The sequence below is a fragment of the Pseudomonas japonica genome (assembly GCF_013522925.1).
Taxonomy (GTDB): domain Bacteria; phylum Pseudomonadota; class Gammaproteobacteria; order Pseudomonadales; family Pseudomonadaceae; genus Aquipseudomonas; species Aquipseudomonas japonica_A.
On sequence record NZ_JAAMQU010000005.1, the window covers coordinates 118,338 to 132,816 of the forward strand.

12 protein-coding genes and 1 pseudogene are annotated in these 14,479 nt (G+C 62.9%); 3 read left to right on the forward strand and 10 right to left on the reverse strand.

Going from position 1 to position 14,479, the window contains the following annotated elements; all coding sequences use genetic code 11:
* Positions 1–60: 60 nt before the first annotated feature.
* On the forward strand, positions 61–1,113 hold the full coding sequence (locus G7016_RS09695; protein WP_181113395.1) for a threonine aldolase family protein: 1,053 nt from the start codon (positions 61–63) through the stop codon (positions 1,111–1,113).
* A gap of 81 nt (positions 1,114–1,194) precedes the next feature.
* Here G7016_RS09695 and G7016_RS25560 read toward each other — a convergent pair whose 3' ends face one another.
* From G7016_RS25560 to gbcB, 5 genes and pseudogenes are all read right to left on the reverse strand, one after another.
* The gene (locus tag G7016_RS25560) at positions 1,195–1,932 is read right to left on the reverse strand and encodes a methyl-accepting chemotaxis protein (protein WP_375139191.1); all 738 of its coding nucleotides are present in this window, start codon (positions 1,930–1,932) and stop codon (positions 1,195–1,197) included.
* Between the two features lie 126 nt (positions 1,933–2,058).
* Positions 2,059–3,129, reverse strand: a pseudogene (locus G7016_RS25565) (HAMP domain-containing protein); the annotation flags it as partial.
* A gap of 186 nt (positions 3,130–3,315) precedes the next feature.
* Complete coding sequence (locus tag G7016_RS09705; protein ID WP_181113401.1) at positions 3,316–3,618, reverse strand: cell division protein ZapA; 303 nt, start codon at positions 3,616–3,618, stop codon at positions 3,316–3,318.
* Positions 3,615–3,845, reverse strand: a complete 231-nt coding sequence (locus tag G7016_RS09710; RefSeq protein ID WP_181113418.1) for a hypothetical protein — start codon at positions 3,843–3,845, stop codon at positions 3,615–3,617. The genes G7016_RS09705 and G7016_RS09710 overlap by 4 nt, the downstream gene beginning before the upstream one ends.
* 214 nt (positions 3,846–4,059) lie before the next feature.
* Positions 4,060–5,160 (reverse strand): glycine-betaine demethylase subunit GbcB, encoded by a 1,101-nt coding sequence (gbcB, locus tag G7016_RS09715; RefSeq protein ID WP_181113420.1) that lies wholly within the window; start codon positions 5,158–5,160, stop codon positions 4,060–4,062.
* A 302-nt stretch (positions 5,161–5,462) separates the two neighbouring features.
* Here gbcB and gbcA point away from each other — a divergent pair, with 302 nt between their 5' ends.
* Positions 5,463–6,758 carry a glycine-betaine demethylase subunit GbcA gene (gene gbcA, locus G7016_RS09720; RefSeq protein ID WP_181113422.1) on the forward strand — a complete coding sequence of 432 codons (1,296 nt, stop codon included), beginning with the start codon at positions 5,463–5,465 and terminating at the stop codon, positions 6,756–6,758.
* Position 6,759: 1 nt separating this feature from the next.
* Here gbcA and G7016_RS25570 read toward each other — a convergent pair whose 3' ends face one another.
* A complete protein-coding gene (locus G7016_RS25570) occupies positions 6,760–7,338 on the reverse strand; it encodes an RHS repeat-associated core domain-containing protein (protein WP_258195130.1) in 579 nt (192 codons plus the stop codon).
* Between the two features lie 46 nt (positions 7,339–7,384).
* Positions 7,385–8,095, reverse strand: a complete 711-nt coding sequence (locus G7016_RS09730) for an RHS repeat-associated core domain-containing protein (RefSeq protein WP_181113427.1) — start codon at positions 8,093–8,095, stop codon at positions 7,385–7,387.
* Between the two features lie 168 nt (positions 8,096–8,263).
* On the opposite strand from G7016_RS09730, the gene G7016_RS09735 reads away from it, so the two are divergent.
* On the forward strand, positions 8,264–10,363 hold the full coding sequence (locus G7016_RS09735; protein WP_181113429.1) for a TonB-dependent siderophore receptor: 2,100 nt from the start codon (positions 8,264–8,266) through the stop codon (positions 10,361–10,363).
* 50 nt (positions 10,364–10,413) lie between these two features.
* Here G7016_RS09735 and etfB read toward each other — a convergent pair whose 3' ends face one another.
* Genes etfB through dgcB form a run of 3 tightly spaced genes read right to left on the reverse strand, consistent with a single transcriptional unit; the run spans position 10,414 to position 14,382 of the window.
* On the reverse strand, positions 10,414–11,184 hold the full coding sequence (etfB, locus tag G7016_RS09740; protein ID WP_181113432.1) for an electron transfer flavoprotein subunit beta: 771 nt from the start codon (positions 11,182–11,184) through the stop codon (positions 10,414–10,416).
* Positions 11,185–11,194: 10 nt separating this feature from the next.
* The gene (gene etfA / locus G7016_RS09745; protein ID WP_181113435.1) at positions 11,195–12,415 is read right to left on the reverse strand and encodes an electron transfer flavoprotein subunit alpha; all 1,221 of its coding nucleotides are present in this window, start codon (positions 12,413–12,415) and stop codon (positions 11,195–11,197) included.
* Complete coding sequence (gene dgcB, locus G7016_RS09750) at positions 12,412–14,382, reverse strand: dimethylglycine demethylation protein DgcB (RefSeq protein WP_181113437.1); 1,971 nt, start codon at positions 14,380–14,382, stop codon at positions 12,412–12,414. Before dgcB ends, etfA begins: the two co-directional genes overlap by 4 nt.
* Positions 14,383–14,479 lie beyond the last annotated feature (97 nt).

Below are 14,479 nucleotides of genomic sequence, written 5' to 3' on the forward strand. Positions count from 1 at the left end.
CATACCGCTCCAGCCCTGCGCGGCGTACAGTAGCCCGGGTACCTACTATGGAAGTGCCCCATGTACGAGCAAAGCCAACAATTCGCCAGCGACAACTACTCTGGCGTGTGCCCGGAAGCCTGGGCGGCAATGGAATTGGCCAATCAGGGCCATCAGCGCGCCTATGGCGATGATGAATGGACGGCCCGGGCGGCGGACCATTTCCGCCGCTTGTTCGAAACCGACTGCGAGGTGTTTTTCGCCTTCAATGGCACGGCCGCGAACTCGCTGGCCTTGTCGGCCTTGTGCCAGAGCTACCACAGCGTGATCTGCTCGGACGTCGCCCACGTGGAAACCGACGAATGCGGTGCGCCGGAGTTCTTCTCCAACGGTTCCAAATTGCTGACCGCTCGCAGCGAAGCCGGCAAGCTCACTTCTGAGGCTATCCGTGAGATTGCCTTGAAGCGCCAGGATATCCACTACCCCAAGCCTCGTGTGGTCACGCTGACCCAGGCCACGGAAGTGGGCACGCTGTACCGGCCCGATGAGTTGAAGGCCATCAGTGCAACCTGCCGCGAACTGGGGCTTAACCTGCACATGGACGGCGCCCGCTTCGCCAACGCCTGCGCCTCGCTGGGTTGCAGCCCGGCCGAGCTGAGCTGGAAGGCTGGCGTGGACGTACTGTGCTTTGGCGGCACCAAGAATGGCATGGCCGTGGGTGAGGCGATTTTGTTCTTCCGCAAGGAACTGGCCGAGGACTTCGATTACCGCTGCAAACAAGCAGGCCAGTTGGCGTCGAAGATGCGCTTCCTATCGGCGCCGTGGGTAGGTTTGCTGGAAAACGACGCATGGCTGCGCCATGCCCGGCACGCCAACGGCTGTGCCCGCCTGTTGTCAGAGCTGATTGCCGACATCCCTCAGGTGAGCCTGATGTTCCCGGTAGAAGCCAACGGCGTGTTCCTGAATATGCCTCAGCCAGCGCTGGCATCACTACAGGGCCGTGGCTGGCGGTTCTATACCTTTATCGGCGGCGGCGCGCGCTTCATGTGCTCGTGGGACACCAGTGAAGCCCGGGTGCGGGAGCTGGCAGCGGACATTCGTGCGGTAGTGGACGGCATCGCTGCGCCCTTGTAAATCTGCTTTAGGGCGACACATTTCGCGAGCTTCGCCCGCTTCCAATAAGGCGAAGCTGCTCCCACAGCGATCGGTGGGCGACTACAGCTTGAAACCACCCATCTGCCGCCGGAGCGCCTCGGCCAGGGCCATCAGCGTCTGGCATTGCTCGCGGCAGTCGCGCACTTCAGCCGCAGTCGACCTGGCCAGGTCGGAGATACCTTGCACGTTACGGTTGATCTCCTCGGTGACCGCCGACTGCTCTTCGGTAGCGGTGGCAACTTGATGGTTCACATCGCTGATTCGTTCCACCTGGCCGCTGATCGCCGCGAGCGACGCTCCTGTGCGCTGGCTCGCGGCTACCCCCGTACCGGTCGCCGCTTGCCCGGCCTGCATGGAAACGACCGCGTTCTCCGCGCCCTGCTTCAAGCGCTGGATCATGGCCTGGATCTCGTCGGTGGAGGCCTGGGTACGCTGCGCCAGGGTTCGCACTTCATCGGCCACTACCGCAAAGCCTCGGCCGAGGTCCCCGGCGCGCGCCGCCTCGATTGCGGCGTTCAGCGCCAGCAAGTTGGTTTGCTCAGAAATACCCCGGATCACGCCAAGCACCTGGTCGATAGAGGCAACCTCGTTGGCGAGCTGCTCCACCGCCTCGGCAGCCAGGCCAATATCGTCGCTCATGCGCTGGATGTGCGTGAGCGATCCCTCGACCACCCGGCCCGCCTGCGCGGCTTCATCCCTCGCCGCTTGTGATTCACCTGCCGCCGTGCCCGCGTTTCGGGCGATCTCTTGCACCGTCAGCCCCATTTCATGCACCGCAGTGGCGACCATGTCGGTCATTTCCTGCTGCCGGGCGGCGCGGGCCGTGGTGTTCTCCACCACTTCGCTCACCCGGGTTACGGTTTGGCCCAGCCGCTCGGTAGTGGTCAGCACCTCGCCGATAAGCGTTCGCTGGCTTGCCAGAAAACGGTTGAAGCCCCGGGCCAGATCGCCGAGTTCGTCCTTGCGTGCCTCGTCCAGGCGGTGGGTAAGGTCCCCGCCGCCGCTGCCGATCTGCACCAGTGCCGAGGTAACCTGGCGGATAGGCCGCACCAGGCTGCGCGCCAGCCATACCACCAGGGCCAGGCACAGCAGCGCTACACCCAGGCCGATCAGGCTGGCGGTAACGGTAGCTTGATGAGCTTCGGCAAAGATCTGCGCTTCCGGCACTTCGGCAACCAATGTCCAGTTCACTTCTCGCAGGGGCAAGGCAAGCGCGATCCAGGGCTCATCGTTGCGCTCGAAACGAGCGTCCGTCAGGGTGGTTTTACCCAATAGCGCACCGGCGGCGGCGGCGCCGATCTGCTCGGTAAGGGTTCGCTTGCCGCTGAAGTGGGCATCCGGATGCACCTGGATCATGCCATCGGGACGTACCAGGTAAACCTTGCCGCTAGCTCCGAAGGCATAGTTGCGCACCAGCGTGGCCAGCTTTTCCAGGCTCAGCCCTAGCCCCGCCACGCCTAATGGCCGGCCGTTGGCCTCAACCCGTTGGTCGATGAACAGCGTGAGCGCACCGGTGGCGGCATCGGTATCAATGGCCAGCGAGCGTGCCTGGCCGCTGTCCAGGAAGCTGTAAAACCAGGCATCCTTGGGGTCTTTTCGATCTAGCGTGCGTTCCAGGCCAGACGCAGTGTAGTAATGCCCCGACCCTGCCGGAGCGATCATCGTGGTGAATGCTTGTTGTTCGGCCTTTACGCCGGCGAGATAACGCACGAAGGCATCTGCCTGGGAGGGGTCTTCACCGCTCGCCAGCCATTCCTTCAGCAGGGCATTGCTGGCGATGGCGCTCGCAGCACCCAGAGGCCCGGCCAGCAGGCGCTCGATGTCGTTGCGAGTCGCCTCGATGCTGGCCGGCAACGCCGTGTCAACCAGGTAACGCTTGGCCAGGCGGTCGATCACAGCGGTATACAAGCCCACCACGATCAGCAGGCTGATAATCAGCGCTGCGCCCATGCTCAAGATCAACTTCCACTGGATACTGCGTTGCCAAAGCTGCATGGTGGCTCCTCGAGGCGTACCTGCCACGCGCCCACAGGCGTACTGCCAGTAGCTCGCGCGCCCAGCGGCGCGGTACGGCACCGCGCCTTGCCCTCAGTGGACCGCAAGCAGCGCTTCACTGCTCAACCCTGCTGCAGCGGGGCGACCAAGCGGCTTATGCTGGCTGAGTGAGCGAAGCGGCGTTGATTACTCCGCCGCCTTTCCCACGGTCCGCTCGAGCTGTTCTACCGTGGCGTTGACCTGGCTTTCGTATTCTTCCAGCGCCAGCTGGTGCTCACGACGAGCCTCCAGCAACTGAGAGCAGATGTTCATGGCGGTGAGCACCAACAAGCGGTCGCCCAGCAATGTGGGGTGCTTCTTCTTGGTCTCGGCCAGGCTCGCCTTGAGCATCATTGCCGCATCGAACAAGGTTTGTTCCTGATCGGCCGGGGCACGCAGGGTGTAGTCGCTGCCGAGGATTTCGACTACCCGCGTGGTGTTCTGGCTCATGCGCCAGCCGGTTCGGGGCTGACGCGCTGGATCAGGGCCTGAATGCGCGCCGCGGTAGCGCCTTGCTGTTCTTCCTGCTCCAGCAGGGAGATCTGCAGGCTGTCGTTCTCATCCCGGGCTTGCGCCAGCTCGGCGCTCAGCTTGCCATTCGCCTCGGCCAATTGACGGTTCTGCTCGAGCAGTTCGCCGACCAGTGTTTCTAGTTTGTTAAGGGATGCTTCCAACATGAGAGGTACTCGAAACCAGGGGTGAAGATGAAGGGCGCGTACGATAAGAAAAAAGCGCGCGCCTCGCCAGCGCGAAGGTATGAACAGGCATGAAAATACAAGATGAAGCCTGCCGCTTCGCGTTGGGCATGGACTCGAGGATAGATGCCGGGTTCCCGGGCTACGGTGACAACGGACCAACGGTCGACGACATGCCCCGCAGCTCCACCCTCCCTCAATACTCGATCCGCACATCCCCCTTGGGCACGCTGCAGCACGCCAGGATGTACCCCTCGGCTTCGTCTTCCTCTGTAATGCCCCCGTTGTGCTCCATCTCTACCTCGCCGCTGAGCTTGAGCACCTTGCAGGTGCCGCAGATGCCCATCCCACAGGCCTTGGGAATGGTAAGCCCCAGCTTGGCGGCTGCGGCGTGGACTGTTTCCCCCGGGGTTACGCGGATGCTCTTGCCGGTGTCCACGAACTCCACCTGGTGCAGGTCTGCGGCGGGTACCTCCGGCGCGTCGGCGGCTTGCTCGGCTTGTTCCACCGCATCCGCGCGCGCCTCGGGGGGCGTGGCGCCAAAGGATTCTTCGTGATAGCGCCGCATGTCAAAGCCGGCCTGGTCAAGCAGCCGTTTCACTGCCGTCATGTACGGGGTAGGACCGCAGCAGAACACTTCCCGGTCGAGGAAGTCCGGTGCCATGAGCTCGAGCATCGGGCGGTTCAGGTAACCCCGGTATCCAGCCCAGGGTTCACCCAGGCCGTGTTTCTCACAAATGATATGCAACGCGAAGTTGGGAATACGCGCCGCCATCTGCTCCAGCTCGCGGTGGTAAATGATGTCCTTGGGAGAGCGGGCGCTGTGCACAAAGATCATGTCCACATTGGCGTTGGTGTCATAGAACCAACGGGCCATGGACATCACCGGGGTGATCCCCACCCCGCCGCTCAGGTACAACACCCTGGTAGAGGGGTAATCCATGGCATTGAACAGCCCCACCGGGCCATGCACCGCCAGCTCCTGGCCCTCGTGCAGGGTGTCATGCAGCCAGTTGGAAACGCGCCCGCCCGGCACACGCTTGATGGTAATGGAGAAGCTGTAGGGCACCGAGGGTGAGCTCGAAATGGTGTAGGAGCGCATCACCGGCTGGCCGTCGATTTCCAGCTCCAGGGTCACGAACTGCCCGGGCTTGAAGAAGAACATTACCGGCTGGTCGGCCATGAAACAGAACGTGCGTACATCCCAGGTTTCCTGAATCACCTTGACGCAGCGAACGACATGACGGCCATTGGCCCAGGTCTGGGTGGTGACCGGGTTCAGGAAATTATCAGACATGCTTGCCACTCCATAGCCGACCACCGGCCTTGTGGTCCCGATTCTGCGTGGCGCCCGTGCAGCGAACTTTCCTGTTCGCGACATCGGCATGCTCATGGCGACCAGCCTTGCCAGCACTGGCTCGGGTGGTCGGGAACGGATTCGGCCATGTCGCCCATGGATAAGGTTCGCCGCCTGCTCCCAAGCACACTCGCCACATATCGGTCGCAGCCTCGATGCAAGGTTGCGGCGCCACCGTGAAGCGCGATCCCGCGCGCCCCTACAGCCCTGCCGCCGGCGCGCCGGCCTTGAGGATTTTAACGATGGACGTCACCCAGAACCTGAGCCTTGGCGATCCGCTGGAACCCGCGCGCAGTGCCACCGCCCATATGCTGCAAACCCGGGAGCGCACGTTCTCGTTGCCGCAGCCGTTCTACACCGACGAAAGGCTCCACGAGATCGATATGCAGGAGATCTTCCACAAGGAGTGGCTGATCGCTGGCATGACCTGTGAAATCCCGAAGAAGGGTAACTACCTCACGCTGGAGATCGGCAAAAACCCGGTGATCGTGGTGCGCGGCGTAGACAACGCCATCCATGCCTTCCATAACGTGTGCCGCCACCGCGGCTCGCGCTTGTGCGCGGGCGAAAAAGGCAAGGTCGCCAAGCTGGTATGCCCTTACCACCAATGGACCTACGAGCTGGACGGCCGGTTGCTGTTCGCCGGCAGCGAAATGGGCGATGACTTCGACATGAAGGCGTACGGCTTGAAGCCCGTGCACGTGAAGAACGCCGGTGGGTATATCTTCATCAGCCTGGCGGACAACCCGCCCGCCATCGACGAGTTCCTCCATACCTTGGCTCATTACATGGAGCCCTACGACATGGAGAACACCAAAGTGGCTGTGCAAACCACCCTGCGTGAAAAAGCCAACTGGAAGCTGGTGCTCGAGAACAACCGCGAGTGCTACCACTGCAACGGCTCTCATCCGGAACTGCTCAACACCCTGCTGGAGTGGGACGACACCAACGACCCGCGCGCCAGCCAGGCCTTCAAGGACCATGTGGCCGAATCCGCTGCGGCCTGGGAAGCGGAGAAGATCCCTTACTTGCACACCAGCTTCGGCCTGCGCAACCGCATCGTGCGCATGCCGCTGCTCAAGGGCACCGTTTCCATGACCATGGACGGCAAGCCTGGGTGCAGCAAGCTCATGGGTCGGATCAAGAACCCGGACCTGGGCTCGATGCGCATCCTGCACCTGCCCCATGCCTGGAACCACTGCATGGGCGACCACGTGATCGTGTTCACCGTATGGCCGATCAGCGCGCAGGAGAGCATCGTTACTACCAAGTGGCTGGTGCACAAGGACGCCGTGGAAGGCGTGGATTACGACCCTGCTCGCCTGCGCCAGGTATGGGACGCCACCAACGACCAAGACCGTCGCCTGGCCGAAGAAAACCAGAAGGGCATCAATTCAACGGCGTATCAACCTGGGCCGTATTCGAAAACCTATGAGTTTGGCGTGGTCAATTTCATCGACTGGTACAGCGAGCGGATGCTTAATAACCTTGGCGCCGAGCCGGCGGCGTATTTAAAGGGTGTGGCGGCGCACGAGTAGGTCACTGTGGCCTACGCACGGCAACAAGCTCGATAGCTCGAGGGGGCCGACGCCCAAAGGCCTGGCGCCCCCATTGCACCGCCAGTGCCCCTCTACCTAGCGCGGTAAGGGTAGTGGCGGCAACGGATGCGATTTTTGCGGCATCGCTGTCAGTAACCATGCCGATCACCCATGCGGCGCTGCTGCCCGCCATCAGCGTGACGTCTACCCCGACCATCAGTTTCGAGGGGGGCGAAACCCGGTACCCTGTGAACATCATCGCTCCGTAGGCCACGATCCCCAGCGCGCCCATGATATCGCTCAGCAGGTCCAAGGCTTCCTGGCCACTCGGGTCATGTCGGTTAACCGGGTCGCCCTGGCAATAGGTATAGGCATTAAGGCCGCCTTGGCCAAACGGTGACAGGGCATCCGGCTGGCAGAACCGCATCGTGGCGGGCTGATAAAGGCGGCGGCCATTGCCCAGCTGGTACCCGCCCCACGGCTCGCGTCGCTGCCCTGTGTAGCCGAGCAGGCCTGCCGTGTCTGGAACGGCTTCGTACCCGAACGGCTGGTATACGACCCGTAGTTTCAAGCGGCGCAATACGGTCCCTGCGCAGTCATGGCCCAAAAGGGCCTTCCGGCTGTGATCAGCGCAGGGCATAGCCGACCTCCTCCACTCCAACTTGATAGGCCCCTTGGTAATAGTTTTCCCTTCGCAGCCCGGATACACGCCCTAAAACCTTTCGCCAGCCTGCCTTTCGAGCCATTGGGGCGTAAACGGAGGCGCGAAGCAGCGACGAGGCAACGCCCAGGCCGATGCTCACCCAGGCCAGGGAATCCTGGGCGGGGCGGTCCCCTTGCTGGACGCCCGCGATCACCGCAGACACCACTGAGGCCGCCCCTGCCAAGAGTGCGAGCCTGGTACCCCATAGCATCGGACGTGGTGTGGATTTCACGCTTTTGCTACCCAGGCTTGCCAGCTGCAGGGCCGTGGTGGCGATACCACTCGCAAGGCCGCCGAGTATAAGAGGCGTGAAAGCGCGGCCTGTCCAATCCACTCGGTTCATAGGGTCCCCCGCGCAATAGGCGTAAGCATTGCGACCGCCCTCACCAAACGGGCTGTGCCGATCAGGCTGGGCAAATCGGCCCAGCGTTGTTTGATAGCCGCGATACCCCTCGCCCAGCATGTACAGCCTTGCCGTCCGCTCCATCCATTGGCCGGTAAACGCTGATTGGCTACATACCCCACAAGGCTGCAACGCGCCGAAGGGGGTATAGCCGTGGCGACAAGTACGTACGCCCCACCGCCTGGCCAAGACAGTGCCGGCACGGTCGGCCATCAACAATCTATCAGGCATGCCATCTTCCCCTGAGCCTGGCTGGAAGATTAGGTAAGTCTTCCCTGCGCGGCTACCTGGCACTTCTGTCAGGTAGTTGCCAGATGAAACGATTTACCTATACCCACCCTCAGGAACGAATTAGAATCGTTCTCATTAAAATCAGTCCATTCCCAGGCTTCTCTCTTCATGCACCTCAACGTCTCCAGGTCCGCTCTGGCGGTCGCGCTGTTTTCGCTACCACCCGCCACCCTCGCACACGCCGATACCGTCGAACTGGCACCTACTCAGGTACAGGAAAGCGCGTTACCTGTGGAAGAGGGTTACACCCGCGCAAGCGCCAGCACCGCAAGCAAGTCTGAAGTGCCCGTGCGTGACGAAGCCCAGAGCGTAAACGTGGTCACCCAGCAAACCCTCCAGGATTTCAGCGCTACTTCGCTGGACGATGCCATGAAATTCGTCAGCGGCGTTTCGCAGGGCAATACCCTGGGCAATACCAAGGATGCGCTGGTCAAGCGTGGCTTCGGCACGAACGACGACGGCTCGATCCTGCGCGACGGCGTACGCTCGGTAGTAGGCCATAACCTGAACGCTACCACCGACCATGTGGAGGTCCTCAAGGGGCCCGCCTCTTTGCTATACGGCGCGCTTGACCCCGGAGGGCTGATCAATGTCATCAGCAAGCAGCCGCAATACGTCCAAAGCACCACGGTCACTGGGTCCGCCTACAGCGAAGGGGGCGGCACCCTGAGCGTGGACACCACGGGCCCATTGGGTGACACGGGCTTGGCTTACCGGCTGATTGCGGAGCAGAAACACGAGGATTACTGGCGCAACTACGGCACAGATCAGCACACGCTGGTGGCACCGTCCCTGACGTGGACCGGGGACCGCGCCACCCTTACACTGTCGTACGAATACACCGACTACAGCAGCCCCTTCGACCGCGGCACGGTGTTCGTGAACGGGCACCCTGCCGAGGTGAGTTACAGCAAGCGGCTGGACGAAAAATGGGCGAAAACCGTCGGTATTTCGGAAACGGCGCAGGCCCGATTTGAATACCAGCTGAGCGACACCTGGAAAACCCGCGTCACCTACGGCTGGAACAACGACCGCTACAGCCTGGCTATCGCGCAACCGAGCACGCTTGTTAACGGCAAACTCACACGCGCGGCCAATGGCGGCCATTACGACTACGAAACCCGCTACGCCAGCCTGGACTTCATCGGCGAGCAGTACATTCTCGGGCAGCGCCATGAGCTACTGGTGGGCATTGATAACGAAGCCAGCGACAAGTACCGGGGCAAGACGTATCGCAATACAGCCGTGAAAGGGTTCGATATCTACAACCCGACCTATGGAAATTTGGCCGAGCCCAGCGTGGTAAGCCCTGCCACGAGCAACCTGCGCAACGAGCTGACTTCCACCTCGGTGTACTTCAAGGACAACTGGCACCTGAACGATCGCTGGATCGCGGTATTTGGTGCTCGCCAGCAGCATTATGACCAGTACAGCGCTCAGGGCCTGGTCACCAAGGTGGTCAACCGCGACGACAACGGCGAAGCCTTCATCCCCTTCGCCGGCATGGTGTATCAACCAACCGATACGTGGGCGTTGTATGGCAACTACAGCCGCTCATTCGTGCCCAACGATACGGTGGTCGACGCCAATGACGGTACCGGCCGCACCTTCGACCCCGAGGAAGGCCGCAGCTACGAAGTGGGCGCCAAGTTCACGCCTTCACAGGCGCTTAACGTCAATGTGGCGCTGTTTGATATCGTGAAGACCAATGTGGTTACCGGCACTGATGACGACGCGGAAGCGGCTGGCAAGGTAGGCTCGCGCGGCCTGGAACTGGACGTGACCGGGCAACTGGCGCCACGCTGGGATGTGATCGGCACCTATGCCTACACCCATACGGAAATCCTCGACGACCCTGACAATGAAGGCCATCGCCTGGCCGATGCGCCAAAGCACACCGCCAGCCTCTACCTGAGCCATCACCTCATGGTGCCGGACAACTTCGGCCAATGGCATGCAGGCGCAGGTGCTCGTTACGTAGGCGAGCGGGCCGGGGCTGATGACAATAGCTACTGGATGAGCAGCTACACCGTCGCCGATGCATTTCTGCGCTGGGACCTGCCCACCGCCGGCTACAAAACCCGCCTTCAGTTGAACGTGGATAACCTGTTCAACAAGCAGTACTACCCCTCCAGCACGGGTAGCGAGCTGCAGGTGAACGTAGGGGAAGCACGCACGGCGAGGCTGACAGCCAGTGTGACGTTCTGAAGCGGTTCGGGGGCTTCGCCGGATGCCGGCCCCGCCCCTCCTGCAACGGGTCAGCGAACAACACCCTCTTCAACCAGCAGTTTGAGGATCGCCTCGGCGCCTTCCTCGGGGCTTACACCCTTGAGCACCTTGCCGCCACCACCGCTGGCCTTGGCGGTGGCGGCTTTCATCCGGTCTGCACCGCTTTTGGCCTTGATCACCTTCAGGCGTTTGGGCCGGGGCCGGGCCGGTTGAAGCTCCACGGTGGTCAACAATTCGTCCTGCACGATTTCCACTTCATGGGCCAGCAGTTCACCGCGCTGGGCAGGGCCATAAGCACTTTGCCGAGCCTTGGGCGCGGCGTTGTCCACCGTCGCAATCAACGGCAGGCGCACGTTCAAGCGGCGTCGCTGGCCGCGAGGCAATGCCTGCAACACCTGCGCGATGCCATTGTCGATCCGCTCGATCTCCGCCAGCCCTGTGATCACCGGCCAGCCCAGCCGCTCGCCCAGCAGATAGGGCAGCATGCCAGAGCCTTCGCCTGTTTCTGACCGGCTACCCGCCAGCACCATCTGAACGCTGGCATCACGCAGGTATTCAACCAGCCCGGGCAGCGCGTCGCCGTTGGCCGGTTGTTCCAGCACATCCAGGTGTGACAGGCCCATGCCAAGGTAGTCCCGCAGTGCCGGCTCGGCGGGGTCACCCACATGCAATACCTCGAGCGCTTCGCCCGCCAGGCGAAGGCCCAGCTCAACGGCGCGAGCGTCATGCTCGGCCCGGCGGGCGCGGCCGGACGCGGGGTGAGCGCCTACGGATACCAGGGTTACGATCTTGCTTTTCATTGGGCAGGCCTCAGGCAGCGTTTCGTTCGGCGCCATTGCGCCGTTTGGCCATCGCCTCGATCAAGGCACGCAGCACTGCACTGCTGTCCGCGATGACCGAAAGATCAGCGCGCTTGATCATGTCGCAGGTCGGGTCCATGTTCACCGCGACCACCTTGTCGCAGGCACCGATCCCCTGAAGGTGCTGAATGGCCCCGGAGATTCCAATCGCCACATACACCCGCGCAGTTACCCAGGTGCCGCTGGCACCGACCTGCCGGTCGCGCGTCATGAAGCCATCGTCCACGGCCACCCGCGAGGCGCCTTCGGTGGCACCCAAGGCGACTGCGGCCTGGTGGAACAACGTCCAGTCCTTCACGCCGTTGCCGCCCGACACAATGAATTCGGATTCGGCCATGGGGATCGCGGCAGGGTCCACGGCTACCGCGCCGCCGTCTTCGATCCGCGACAACGTACGCACCGCCGGTGGCTCCAGCATCAGCGGGAGTGCTTCATGGCGGGTCTCGCTCACCGGCTCGGCACATTCGGCTGCAGCGAGGATCATCCGTGGCAACGCTTGCGTGAGGTCCTGATACCCGGCACCGGCGCGGCCGGTGCACTGGCCATCCTTGACCTGCCACACCCTTGTGGCGGGCCGTTCACCCAGCCGCGCGGCGAGGCGACGGCCCATTTCCCCACCGCCGTCACGGCTATCGGGGAGCAACCAGTGGCGCGGGCTGAGCTGGCTTTCCAGCGCGTGCAGCGCCTGGATGCGTTGCTCCGGCGCATAACCCGTGTATTCATGCCCCTCGAGCCGCAGTAAGCGGTCTACCCCCGCCGTATCGAAGGTCGTCTCTTTGTGCTCGCCGAACACCACGGCGAGCACCGCACCATCCGCGCCCGCCAACTGGCGTGCCAGGCCAAGCAGATCACGGTCGTGAGCGGTCAGGCGGCCGCCGACCATGTCAGGCACCACCGCCACGTAGAACGCTGGCATGGGTACTTGATGCAGCGGCAACTGAACCTGGGCAGTGGCCATGCGCCGGACGTTGCCACCTTGTTCGGCGCCGCTGCGGTCGATGCGCCGAATGCCGTTTGGCCCGATGAACCCTACTGCATGAGGGTTCTTGCGTACTACGCCCGTGGGCCCGCTCCAGCTTGCTTGTTGGGCTTGCAGGCTGGCGTGCAGCGGATGCAGGCGGTTGCGGGCAATCCATTCCGCGTGTGGGTCACGCCGTATCACATCGCTCATGGGTTAACCTCCGCCGGGGCTCGCTGGGTGATGTCGGGCTTTCTGACAGGGGCAGGCGCATCATCGATCAAGGCATCGGCCACCAGCTCTGCGAGGTCCTTGATGTCCGGGCGGGGCGCAACCACACCCTCAAGCATGGCGGTGCACTGCGGGCAGCCCACCGCTACCAGCTCGGCGCCGGTTTCGCGAATGTCGTTCATACGCATGTCTGGAATGCGCTGCCGGCCCGGAATGTCCGTAATGGGGGCGCCACCTCCGCCGCCGCAGCAACGGGACCTGAAGCCAGAGCGCTCCATTTCCTTCACTTCGATGCCCAGCTCACGCAGTACCTGGCGCGGCGCTTCGTATTCCCCGTTATAGCGGCCCAGGTAGCACGGGTCGTGGTAGGTCACGCTGCCACCGCGGTGCGTGCCAACGTTAAGCCTCCGCGCTGCCATCAGCTCGGCCATGTAAGTGCTGTGATGGAGCACCTCATAGTTGCCACCGAAGGCGCCGTATTCATTCTTCAGTACATGGAAGCTGTGTGGGTCGCAGCTTACGATGCGGTTGAACCGGTACTGCCCCAAGGTGTGGATATTGCGTTTGGCCAGCTGCTGGAAGGTGGCCTCATCCCCCAGCCGACGCGCCACGTCGCCGCTGTCCCGCTCCTCGAGGCCAAGTACGGCAAAGTCCACTTTCGCTGCCCGTAGCACCTTCACGAAGGCACGCAGGGTACGCTGGTTGCGCATATCGAACGCACCATCGCCTACCCAGAACAACACGTCAGCCTGTTTCACCTCGGCCATCAATGGCAGGTCCAGGTCCGCTGCCCAATGCAGCCGCCCGCCCGGCGCGAAGCCTCCCGGGTTATCCGTTGCGATAAGGTTCTCGAGCACCTCGGCGCCTTTGTTCGGCGTGGCACCTTTTTCGAGGGTGAGGTGGCGGCGCATGTCCACGATGGCGTCCACGTGCTCGATCATCATGGGGCACTCTTCCACACACGCGCGGCAGGTGGTGCAGGCCCATAACGTATCCGCTTCCACCAGGCCATTGACGATTGGCTGGTGCGCATTGCCGCCATGCTCGCCCAGCGGCCTGCCCTTGCCATCGGCAGATGGGTACGGGCTGCCGGCGAAGCGCGCATCGGTGCCGCCAGCCAGGCCAATTACCATGTCCTGAATCAGCTTTTTCGGGTTCAGCGGTTGCCCTGCGGCAAAGGCGGGGCACATGGCTTCGCACTTGCCGCACTGCACGCAGGCATCGAAGCCCAGCAGCTGGTTCCAGGTAAAGTCCTTGGGTTTTTCCACGCCCAGTGGCGCGGCAGTGTCGGCCAGATCCAGCGGCTTGAGCCCGCTGGAACGGCCTCCACCGAAACGCTCGGCGCGGCGGTGCCAGGCCAGGTGGAGCGCGCCGGCAAAGGCGTGCTTGAGCGGGCCACCCCAAGTCATGCCGAGGAACAGTTCGCTCACACCCCACAGCACGCCAACGAAGAGAATGGCCGCCAGCACCCAGCCGCCGAAGTCCGCTGGCAACAGGCCCGCCACTGGCAACGTGGCAATGAAGAAGCTGGCGGCGAACATCAGCAGGCTTTTCGGTAGCCGCATCCACGGCCCCTTGGACAGGCGCGACGGCGGGTTGAGACGGCGCTTGTATACGAACAGCGCGCCACAGAACATCACCGCCGTGGCCACCAGCAGCGCGTAGCCCAGCACCTTGTTGTGCAAGCCAAAACCGTGCACCGCAATGGCAAGTACTGCCGCCAAGGCAAAGCCGCCCGCCGTGGCCACGTGGGTATTGGACATGTAGCGGTCGCGGGCCACCACATGGTGCAGGTCCACCAGATAGCGGCGCGGCATGGCCAGCAACCCGCCGAGCAGGTCGACCTTGGCCGCGCGCCCCTGGCGCCACAGGGCAACCCGGCGGGCGGCGCCCAACAGCGTGAGCGCCACGGCGGCGAAGAGCAGGATGGGGAGAATGGTGTCGAGCATAGGGCGCAAGCCTCTGATAATCCTGTAGGAGCTGGCGCCAGCCTGCGAACGGCTCGCCGCGATTTCATGTAGCCAGATTCGCGAGCTACGCCCGCTT

Bases quoted from the DNA above. Each gene is read 5' to 3' on its own strand.
- G7016_RS25560 (WP_375139191.1), bottom strand. From the start codon at position 1,932: ATGACCGACATGGTCGCCACTGCGGTGCATGAAATGGGGCTGACGGTG.
- etfA (WP_181113435.1), bottom strand. From the start codon at position 12,415: ATGAGCGATGTGATACGGCGTGACCCACACGCGGAATGGATTGCCCGC.
- gbcB (WP_181113420.1), bottom strand. From the start codon at position 5,160: ATGTCTGATAATTTCCTGAACCCGGTCACCACCCAGACCTGGGCCAAT.
- G7016_RS09735 (WP_181113429.1), top strand. From the start codon at position 8,264: ATGCACCTCAACGTCTCCAGGTCCGCTCTGGCGGTCGCGCTGTTTTCG.
- dgcB (WP_181113437.1), bottom strand. From the start codon at position 14,382: ATGCTCGACACCATTCTCCCCATCCTGCTCTTCGCCGCCGTGGCGCTC.
- gbcA (WP_181113422.1), top strand. From the start codon at position 5,463: ATGGACGTCACCCAGAACCTGAGCCTTGGCGATCCGCTGGAACCCGCG.
- G7016_RS09730 (WP_181113427.1), bottom strand. From the start codon at position 8,095: ATGCCTGATAGATTGTTGATGGCCGACCGTGCCGGCACTGTCTTGGCC.
- G7016_RS09705 (WP_181113401.1), bottom strand. From the start codon at position 3,618: ATGAGCCAGAACACCACGCGGGTAGTCGAAATCCTCGGCAGCGACTAC.
- etfB (WP_181113432.1), bottom strand. From the start codon at position 11,184: ATGAAAAGCAAGATCGTAACCCTGGTATCCGTAGGCGCTCACCCCGCG.
- G7016_RS09710 (WP_181113418.1), bottom strand. From the start codon at position 3,845: ATGTTGGAAGCATCCCTTAACAAACTAGAAACACTGGTCGGCGAACTG.
- G7016_RS09695 (WP_181113395.1), top strand. From the start codon at position 61: ATGTACGAGCAAAGCCAACAATTCGCCAGCGACAACTACTCTGGCGTG.